Consider the following 9,401-nt stretch of genomic DNA (forward strand, 5'->3'; position numbering starts at 1 on the left):
AGATAATACCGAACAATATGAGTGGATTGTCAAAATTAAGGAGAATTTAGAGATTATCTTTGCGGATGACCCTAAGGTGTTTATTGCCGGAGATTTACTCTGGTATCCTCTGCGTTCTACTTTGGTTTCACCGGTTGCTCCTGATGTTATGGTAGCTTTTGGCCGTCCCAAAGGACGGAGGGGTTCCTATCGTCAATGGCAGGAAGAAAATATCGCTCCTCAAGTGGTTTTTGAAATTCTATCACCGAAGAATACAAAAGCAGAAATGAGTCGAAAATTAGAGTTTTATGACACTTATAGGGTAGAAGAATACTATTTATATAATCCGATGCGCTGTCGTTTACAAGGATGGCAAAGACAGGGAGAAAATTTAGCAGAAATTATCCCCATCAATGACTGGACAAGTCCTCGTTTAGGAGTGCGTTTTATCTGGAATGAATCAAGCTTAGAATTGTATCGTCCCGATGGAGAGAAGTTTTTAACAACCGTTGAGTTAGAGTCTCAAATGCGTCAAGAAAAACAGCGTGCGGATAAAGAGAAAAAACGTGCGGATAAAGAGAAAAAACGTGCAGACCGACTAGCGGAACGCTTACAGGCGTTAGGATTAGGTTTAGAAGAGGAATAGTTATTGATGGGAGTATCTCAGATTTATGGTACAATTAGGTGTACGGTTCCGTTTTTAAAACAATTATGAAAGGAATTAACTTTGTAATTAATGAAAAAGGTGAAAAGAAAGCTGTCCTCATTGACTTAGAAGAATGGGGAGAACTTTGGGAAGATTTTTCAGATATTTTAGTCTCTCGTAGTCGGGAAAATGAATTAGAAATTTCTTGGGATGAGTTAAAACAAGAATTAGAAACAGAAAATACACTCAATGAATAATTATCGAATTCAATTTAAAACTTCTGCAGCCAAAGAATTCAAAAAATTACCCCCTTCGGTTAAGCAACGGGTGGGTGAAAGTCTTGATCAACTACAGCAAGAACCTCGTCCCTCTGGTGTTGTTAAACTACAAGGAGAAGATCAATTATATCGGGTTCGTGTCGGTGATTATCGCATTGTTTACACAATAGATGATCATGATAAAATAATAAAAATCACCAGAATTAGACATCGCCAAGATGTTTATAAAGAATGAAAAAGAAACATATTTTTTACAAATAATCCTTATCCTTAAAATTATAAACAGATCCGATTAATTATCATAAGTATAACCTGACAAGAATGAATACTGATTAATCTTTGTTTGGACTTGCTCAATTTGTTCAGGATTCCAAGCAATACTATGACGGCTTTTATTGGGAGACTTATAGACGATTTTAGCACAATCTTCTAGGTATTATTGGGTTGTCTCAACTCCCAAAAATTCACAAATTTCTTTGAGATAATATTTTGGATATTGGATGTAATCCTCATGTCTTAACTCAAATAAGTCAGGTGGATTAAGCGTCTTTTTTAAATCAGCTATTGTTTCACATAATGAAAAATAATAAAAAATACTTTTTTCTAAATTTCCCTCTAGTTTAGGGTCTTTTTTACACATTGTACTAATATTATCATAGGGATTTCTCACTACAGGAATAAATTTTATAGGAATTTTGAGAGTTAGGCGTAAGCGTTCTAAATATCGATGACTTTCCTGAATTCGTCTTGTTGTTTCTTCTCCCTGTTTATTTCCAGCGATCTTTAACTCAGTGAATTTTCCCTGCCACTGATTAGGAACATAATATTTATACCCTCCTATTGTTTTATCTTTGTCACTATAACTTTTTGCTTTTTTTAGTAAAAGATAATAAATCTGCCATCGCTTAAATCCTAAATTAGCATATTTTAAATCTCCTAACTCACTGACTATTCTAACATTGGGATGAGCATCTAACAATGCACCTACGGAACTATGCCCACTTCTTGAATAACCAATAAATAAACAATAAGTGTTAATATTTTTCCACAAACTCCGATACTTTAATCCACCCCAGAAGGACTTTAGGTAAGACTGGATAGCATCAACCACATTTTCCATAAATGTTGGTGTATTTGGGTCTATAATAGTGGGTGTTTCCTGCATAGTTTATAGTCTTAATTAAATAAGGAGATTAGCATAATAATAATTTTGGATAAAAATCAGAGATTTTAAAAATCTATTAACGCTGAAGATTCTTGATCATGATTATCAAAGATTATTTTTAATCGATTTGTTAGCCGATAATTCCATTTTCCAATCAAACGCTGTAAAGGAGAACTGGTGTTTAAAACATAGGAATAAATCTCCGTATTTTGTAAGAAAGGTAGAATATTTTGATTAGCACTTTCCTTAAAAATTTGTTCTAAGGCAATAGCTAAGTTGGGATAACCTAGTTTTTGCGCCATGGCTACCATTAAATGACTGCAAGCGTTTAAATAATCTAATCGTTCCTGATATTTAGCACAATACAACACACCACTATCGTGATAATCTTCCAATTCATTGGCTAAACGAATCAATAAAACTTCCTTGTGAGTTTGATCTAACTTTTCTAAATGGTTAAAGATGTTAATCGCACTGGATTGATTCCACTTTAAAGCTGTATATCTGGCAATATAACTTTCGATTTTTTTACCCACTTGTTGTTTAATTTTATTTCGCTTTTTGGAACTAACTCCCTGACTGCCATCTCCAAAGTCTCCTAATTCATAGGTTGCGTGAAGTAACCCGGCTGCTACAATTTCAATGGGAGACTCAATGGAGACTAAAATACTGGCTGTACCCACTAAATGAGCCAAAAAAGGTTTGCCTGAACCTCTAAAAAAACCAGTGAAAAGACGACAGGCTAGTTGATATGATTGGTGAATACAGATTAAATCTCTATCATTATAGCCAGCTTCCTGTAATTGGTGAAACAATTGTATATTCGTTTGGGCGATAAATTGAATATTTCTATTCATAACTATATTTTGTGAGAATTTGTTGATAAATTTCTAAAAAATGTTCAGTCCGATGATCTTCGCTAAACCGCTCAATAGCCCGTTTTCGACCGAATTGCCCCATTTTTTCAGCTAAATCTCGTTCTTTTAAAATAGATAAAAGTGCCGTTGATAAAGCTTCCTCATCATTGGGGGGAACTAATAACCCAGTGACTCCCTCCTCAATAATCTCCGGTTGTGCGCCGACTGCACTCGCTATCACCGCCGTTCCGCGCATCATCGCTTCGGTGGTAACATTACCAAAAGGTTCATCCCAAATCGAGGGGACAACCTGTACCCACGCGCAATTAAAGGCATTTTCTAGCTCAGAGCGGGTTAAATAGCCTAAAAACTTCACATTTTGGCTAATCTTTAAGGCTTCCGCTAATTGGCGCAAATTCCCTTTTTCTTTTCCCTCTCCTGCAATCAGTAATTGAGCTTCAGGAGAAATAGGAACTATCTTGGCAAAGGCTTTCATAAGAACATCAACCCCTTTTTCCGAGGATAATCGACCAGCAAAGGCAACTATAGGCAAATTTTCTAAAGGAGGACGCATTTCTCTAAAGGCTACACCATTATAAACCACCTGAACCGGAGAAATCCCTTCTGCTTCTAAGCGAGTTTTCATCCGATGACTTAACGCCACAACGGTATCAAAGGCAGACCGCCAATGTAGCCATAATTGACGCTGTACCATCAAAAATAGCCAAGATTGAGGCGTAACACACCCCTCAGATAAACAGACTTTACCAGCCTTATGATAACAAGGACTTTTATCGGGTAAAATTTTCGTTCCAACGGGACATATCGCTTTATAAACGGCCGTTTGATAGAGACTGGGAAAGGATTTGAGTAAAGGTAAAATTAAGGGGGATAATTGCCATAAAAACATTCGCACATGGACAACATCTGGTTGAAATTCCCGCAACACTTTTTTGAGAGCAAAAAAACTAGATGGATTAACTGTTTGCGAAAGCACTTGTAGGCGAGAATTAGAGCCAAAACAATGATAATCAGCTAGGAGAGAGCTTTCAAGGTTTTCTACTCCCTGACAGTGACTACTAAATAGACGAACATTGTGACCACGGTCTATTAATCCTTGTTTCAGAGATAACATCTGTAATTCTGCCCCTCCAGTTGCCGTCCCATAATCATTGACTAACAGAATCTTCATCTTAGTTTTGATTGATAACAGTCGTCGATACTTGTGACAGAGAATCGTCTGATAAAGACGAGGATTGATTTAACCATTGACGGGCATATTGACGGGTTAAATAGTTATTGATAATCTTCTCAATCGGGGCAAAAAATCCATACATTAACAGTTTATTTAAAAGACGATTTTTAATTCCGAAGGTGAGAGAATTAATTATCGGCTGTAAGATAGTCTTTCTGCGTCGCCATCCCAGACCTTTATATTTTTGGTGAAAATACATATCTTCGGCCACTTGCCATTTTTGACGCAAATGGTTTAGGCTTCCCAATTCCCAAGCATCACTCCAGCGCAGCATATAAAACTCAATATCTGCCCAATTTAGGGTAATTCCGGGTACATAAGTCACTATGCTTTGAGGTTCAAAGTAAACTGTTCCGCCATTGTTGCGGACATTCATACAGAAATCCAAATGTTCTTTAGTATTGAGCATTTTTTCATCTAAATAACCCAGTTTTTCAAAAATTTCTCTGCGGACTAACATACAGTGAAATTCACACAATTCCGTTTCAGTTCGAGTCAGGGTAGGAAGCAGTTTTTCTACCTTATGACCTTGTTTATACATTTTTTCCCGTAAGCGCACTCTCCCCTTAATATCAGTGAAAAGATGAGCTTCTCCCCCAGCAAAATGTACTTCTTCATGCACGGGTTCGTGTTGACAAGTTAGAGGACCGACAATAGTAGCTCCCGTACTTTCTGCACAGTCGAGTAACTGGGTTAACCATCTCGGAGAAACAATCACATCATTGTCAACAAAAACCACATAGGGAGTTGTTACCCATTGTAAGCCCATATTTCTAGCTACATTGGGAATAAGATAATGTTCTGTCCGAATTAACTCGAAACCCTTTTCTTGGGATTGTTTTTGCAAGTAATCCCGAATGGGAGCAGGTGAACCCCCATCCACATAGACCAACTTAAAAGGAATATCGGTCATTTCATAAATGTTTTCCAGAGAAGTCATAGTAAAACTAAAGCGTTCTCTGGGAACAACAACTAGGGTAACTTTCGGTGCGGTTTTATCTTGGTTCATAACTCCTCCAAAATCTGACAATAATTATTCGAGTTAAGGAATAAATTAGGAAGCCATCGCTATAGATTCGGGTTTAGGTTTAGTCATAAATTCCTCATGATAAGAGCGCTCGGTATTGACTTTCCAGAGATTATGATTAGCCCCCATAATATTCTCAGCAGCCAAGATGGCCGATAACATAGAATGGTCTTGATTATTATAACGGTGCATTCCATTTCTGCCCACAGATTGCAGATTTTCCAAACTATCGACATAGTTTTGAATTACCTGTAGATGTTGCTGGTATTCGTCGTCATAAACGGGATAAGCTTTCTTTTGGCGAATTACCGTCCCGTCCACCACTTTTTTGATGTCATCTACGAGGCCAAGATTAACTATTTCCTGACTAGCTAGTTTAATTAAATCCTGATTATTCATTTCCCATAAATCATCTCCTTCGCTACAAAAATACTCCATCCCTAGGCAAGTTTTCTGAGGGTCGGGAACCATTTTCGGACTCCAGTTTTTAAAGTTCTGAATCCGTCCTACTTTAAATTCAGGACTGTGAATATAAATCCAATTATCGGGGAAAATATGCTCTTGATTGATGATAATTGGCACGATTAAAAAGTCACGGTATTTGAGTCCACGGGCAGCCTTGAGAACCTTTTCAGGAGGCAAGGGGTCTAAACGGTGCATTAGGGCAGTAATCGGCATGGTATTGATAAAATTATCGCCGGTAATCTCGGTTATTTCCTCTCCTTTTTTGATGAGAATACTGGTAATTTTCTGACTGTCTCTTTTAACTTTAATAACTTCCGTATCTAGGCACACAGGACAATCATGGGCTTCTAACTTTTCTTGAAAACGTTCCCACATCATCCCTGGTCCAAGCAGCGGATAATCAAACTCTTTAATTAAAGTTTTGGTATCATTTGCCCCAAAAAAAGCATTAATAACAGCTTTCTTTAAGGATAATCCTTGAATACGTTGGGCTGCCCAATCTGCCCGAATTTGGGTGCAGGGAATTCCCCAAACTTTTTCGGTATAACTTTTAAAAAAAGTTTGATACAACCGTTGACCAAAGCGATTAGTCACCCACTGTTCAAAGTTTTCTTCTACGGGTAAAGGATAAAATTTGACTTTGAAGTAACTATAAACAATTAATAAACTCTGAATAACCCCTAAATTACTGACAGCATTCATCGGTTCCAAGGGATAGCTAAAAAATTTACCCTGATAGTAAATCCGTGATAAACGGGGAACTTTAATAAAATCATCCCCTAACATTTCCCGCCACAGGTGTTGTACTTCGGGAACTTTGGTAAAAAAGCGATGACCACCGATATCGAAGCGATAATCCTTGTAGGTTTCGGTGCGAGAAATGCCCCCAACTCGATCGCCTTTTTCTAGTACAATTGAATGTAATCCGTGTTTGGCTAGGCAATAGGCGGCCGTTAATCCGGCCGGACCGCCACCAATGACGACGGTATGGGGAGAATTGAGTTGATTTACTGTTGTCATAGTTTTTATGAATCAGGAATTTGTCGTTTATTTTGTCAAAATGCCTGTCAACTCAAGCCAGACGTTTCAGCCAATAGCGTCCTGTACCGAGGGCAAAAGCCAAACCACTGTAGAGATAATATAACCAGTGCCAAGGTAGGGTTAATATGACAAATCCTAATCCTCGCTTTTGTTGGAAAAACTTATAAACAGGTAAGTTTAACAGAACTAAGCCCAAGACTAACACACCCACGCCTAAAAGTAAATGAAAATACCATAAACTGGCTAACAGCAAAAATAAAAGCGTATAAACGAATACAACACTCCAACGGCTAGACCATTGTAAATTGAGGTCATTGACAAAATTTTGCTGACGGTGAATTAATTCTGTCCAGGGTAGGGCGCGATAGAAAAAATCTGCTTTTAACAGAGAAGTAAAAGTCCAATGTTTGAGATGTTTAACATAGATATCTTTGCACAAACGAATGCGGTAGCCGTGAGCTTTGAGACGATAACCCAGTTCGATATCTTCAATGGAAGGATGACGATAACTTTCGTCAAAACCGCCCATTTTCTCGAAAATATCTCGTTTAATCGCCCCGCAAGCTCCCCAAAAAGTGGAAGCCTCCTCGCAACCAATTTGATGATTATAATGATGAAAAAGGTTTTTATACTGGGAAAGAAAATTAACCGCCCCGGGTTGGTCATCGTAGGAACCAATCAACGCCGCTAGGGTAGAATCTTGATGGAATACTTGGGCGATTTTTGCTAAAGTATCGGGATGAATAGTCACATCTGCATCCATAAAAAAGAGAATATCACCCTTAGCCATGGCCGCCCCTTGATTTCTTGCCACTGCTGGCCCTTGATTACTTTCTAACTGTAAGACTTCTGCCCCAAAACTGACCGCAGTTTCATAGGATTGGGGATCATTTCCATCAACCACGACAATAACCTCCGTGGGGGCGAGCAAACTGGTGGATAAGCTGGCTAAACAGTTATTAAAGGCTTGTCCGCCTCTATAGACCGGAATAATGATAGAAATTAAGGAATTATTAAAAAAATCATTCATAGTTTTTTGGTCAAGTTTAATGTATATTGAAGCTCAGATTTGCTATCTTGTCGAGGAGTTGCTGATTTTTGCGAAGTATGTTCCTGAATAAAGCCATGATTTTTGCCAAAAAACAGCCAATTTTATCGATTCTTACGCTTATTTTTGCTTGGCTGGCCGTTGCCTACTTAGCTAAAGGATTTTATACCCTAGCTTTTGATAGTAGTCCCTCTGGTGCCAGAGATTTATTAGAACGTTGGCAAGAACAACAGTATATTTATCTGGGAATTTACCCCTATCGCATGAATCCCGCCGATATTAATGCAGAATTGGGGAGAATTCGCTCCGGTGGCTATCCACCCTGGGCTTTTTTGACGGGATTTTTCATGTTTCCCCCCATTTCTTCGACTTTAACCCGTTTCTATCACGTTTTTTTAAATCTGATTTCTCTGGGCATTTTAAGCCGTTTTGCCTATCAATTAGGTTTGCCTTTTGGCCGAATGGCTGCCTATTTTTTTGTGTTTACTTCTCTGGCCATTAGTAGTAACTGTACCACCCTTAATAATGGGCAATACGGTTTAATTGTCAATGCTTTGTTAATAATTGTTTACTGGTTATTACAAGCCAATAAAAATTATCTAGCGGGGGTATTTATGGGCATTGCTCTCGTTAAACCTAACATCTCAGCACCCTATCTTTTGAGTTTAGTAATTAAGAGAAAGTTTAAAACGGTACTTCTCGCTTTTGTCTATATTATCTCGGCTACTTTTGCTATCGCTCACACCACTAGATTAAACTTTGAGAAAGTAATCGGTAGCTTTTTAAATCAGATCAAATATGTGGCAGATGATGGTGTTTCAAGTATTAATATTATCATGAAATTCGGAATTAGTACAGAAATAACTCTTGTTTTATTAACCACAATTGGCCTAGTTCTAGGTATCGTGATTTTCCAAAAATTACAGCATACTTCTCTATTAACCCTGTTTGCCTGTGCTGCAGTTATTGGTCGGGTTTTCACCTATCATCGCCCCTACGACGATCTGATGTTAGTTTTTTTACTCTTGGCTTTACTAACCCTAGCTTTTAGTTACCCATCTCGCTTAAATATAATTATTGTGTCTTTAGTGGGATTAACTCTTTGGCTTCCCCTAAGTATTCAAAATTTAGCTAGTCCTTACTGGTCAATTTTTCAAAATACAATTTGGTTAATTGCCCTTGTTTATCTATTAGTTAATTCTTGGGAAAGGGAGAATAATGCCGATGATTGACTATAACGGTTCTCACATCTGTGTGGCACACTTTAACCTTTGCTGATTAAGCTTTTCAGGATTGAGAATGTACCTCTTGTCAACAGGAAACGCTATATTTCTGAGATAGGTTTGCCAGTTCGAGTCAGGGTTCATATTTGGGCGTTGCTGATTTTAAGTATAAATTATCCTCTAGGCAATTTTTAAAATCTAGAACTAAGCTATAGCAGTTATCTTAAGTACCTAAGCAAAATTAATTACACATATCTAACCACCTCTTGCCTCTTGCCTCTTGCCTATCTTCACTAGGAAATTAATTTTGCACGACTACTTAATATTGAGGTAGGAAGTTTTCGTTTTGGGAAGTCGATCATCTCCGAGTCAGGAGATAGGAGTCAGGAGATAGGAGTCAGGAGTCAGGAGTCAGGA

The 9,401-nt window shown here is 38.0% G+C and carries 10 protein-coding genes; 4 read left to right on the forward strand and 6 right to left on the reverse strand.

The window, feature by feature from the left end:
- The 3 genes from IM322_RS00005 to IM322_RS00015 all read left to right on the forward strand — a co-directional run.
- Positions 1 to 625: Uma2 family endonuclease (locus tag IM322_RS00005; protein ID WP_287674503.1), on the forward strand; the 625-nt coding region annotated here is incomplete at its 5' end.
- Between the two features lie 65 nt (positions 626 to 690).
- Positions 691 to 882 carry a hypothetical protein gene (locus IM322_RS00010; protein WP_158200296.1) on the forward strand — a complete coding sequence of 64 codons (192 nt, stop codon included), beginning with the start codon at positions 691 to 693 and terminating at the stop codon, positions 880 to 882.
- A complete protein-coding gene (locus IM322_RS00015) occupies positions 875 to 1,138 on the forward strand; it encodes a type II toxin-antitoxin system RelE family toxin (protein WP_158200297.1) in 264 nt (87 codons plus the stop codon). The genes IM322_RS00010 and IM322_RS00015 overlap by 8 nt, the downstream gene beginning before the upstream one ends.
- 201 nt (positions 1,139 to 1,339) lie before the next feature.
- On the opposite strand, the gene IM322_RS00020 is transcribed toward IM322_RS00015, so the two are convergent.
- The 6 genes from IM322_RS00020 to IM322_RS00045 form a co-directional block, all read right to left on the reverse strand.
- Positions 1,340 to 2,068, reverse strand: a complete 729-nt coding sequence (locus tag IM322_RS00020) for a sulfotransferase (protein WP_287674506.1) — start codon at positions 2,066 to 2,068, stop codon at positions 1,340 to 1,342.
- Between the two features lie 65 nt (positions 2,069 to 2,133).
- Positions 2,134 to 2,925, reverse strand: a complete 792-nt coding sequence (locus tag IM322_RS00025) for a DUF6817 domain-containing protein (protein ID WP_287674508.1) — start codon at positions 2,923 to 2,925, stop codon at positions 2,134 to 2,136.
- Entirely contained in the window at positions 2,918 to 4,117 is a 1,200-nt protein-coding gene (locus IM322_RS00030) for a glycosyltransferase family 4 protein (protein ID WP_287674511.1), read from the reverse strand. Before IM322_RS00030 ends, IM322_RS00025 begins: the two co-directional genes overlap by 8 nt.
- 1 nt (position 4,118) lies before the next feature.
- A complete protein-coding gene (locus IM322_RS00035; RefSeq protein ID WP_287674513.1) occupies positions 4,119 to 5,189 on the reverse strand; it encodes a glycosyltransferase family 2 protein in 1,071 nt (356 codons plus the stop codon).
- 45 nt (positions 5,190 to 5,234) lie between these two features.
- A complete protein-coding gene (locus tag IM322_RS00040; protein ID WP_287674516.1) occupies positions 5,235 to 6,692 on the reverse strand; it encodes an NAD(P)/FAD-dependent oxidoreductase in 1,458 nt (485 codons plus the stop codon).
- A 52-nt stretch (positions 6,693 to 6,744) separates the two neighbouring features.
- The gene (locus IM322_RS00045) at positions 6,745 to 7,743 is read right to left on the reverse strand and encodes a glycosyltransferase family 2 protein (protein ID WP_286826490.1); all 999 of its coding nucleotides are present in this window, start codon (positions 7,741 to 7,743) and stop codon (positions 6,745 to 6,747) included.
- A 77-nt stretch (positions 7,744 to 7,820) separates the two neighbouring features.
- Here IM322_RS00045 and IM322_RS00050 point away from each other — a divergent pair, with 77 nt between their 5' ends.
- The gene (locus tag IM322_RS00050; protein WP_286826491.1) at positions 7,821 to 8,993 is read left to right on the forward strand and encodes a glycosyltransferase 87 family protein; all 1,173 of its coding nucleotides are present in this window, start codon (positions 7,821 to 7,823) and stop codon (positions 8,991 to 8,993) included.
- The last annotated feature ends 408 nt before the right edge of the window (positions 8,994 to 9,401 follow it).

Source organism: Microcystis sp. M109S1 (genome assembly GCF_020247025.1).
GTDB lineage: Bacteria > Cyanobacteriota > Cyanobacteriia > Cyanobacteriales > Microcystaceae > Microcystis.

Bases quoted from the DNA above. Each gene is read 5' to 3' on its own strand.
- IM322_RS00010 (WP_158200296.1), top strand. From the start codon at position 691: ATGAAAGGAATTAACTTTGTAATTAATGAAAAAGGTGAAAAGAAAGCT.
- IM322_RS00015 (WP_158200297.1), top strand. From the start codon at position 875: ATGAATAATTATCGAATTCAATTTAAAACTTCTGCAGCCAAAGAATTC.
- IM322_RS00020 (WP_287674506.1), bottom strand. From the start codon at position 2,068: ATGCAGGAAACACCCACTATTATAGACCCAAATACACCAACATTTATG.
- IM322_RS00025 (WP_287674508.1), bottom strand. From the start codon at position 2,925: ATGAATAGAAATATTCAATTTATCGCCCAAACGAATATACAATTGTTT.
- IM322_RS00030 (WP_287674511.1), bottom strand. From the start codon at position 4,117: ATGAAGATTCTGTTAGTCAATGATTATGGGACGGCAACTGGAGGGGCA.
- IM322_RS00035 (WP_287674513.1), bottom strand. From the start codon at position 5,189: ATGAACCAAGATAAAACCGCACCGAAAGTTACCCTAGTTGTTGTTCCC.
- IM322_RS00040 (WP_287674516.1), bottom strand. From the start codon at position 6,692: ATGACAACAGTAAATCAACTCAATTCTCCCCATACCGTCGTCATTGGT.
- IM322_RS00045 (WP_286826490.1), bottom strand. From the start codon at position 7,743: ATGAATGATTTTTTTAATAATTCCTTAATTTCTATCATTATTCCGGTC.
- IM322_RS00050 (WP_286826491.1), top strand. From the start codon at position 7,821: ATGTTCCTGAATAAAGCCATGATTTTTGCCAAAAAACAGCCAATTTTA.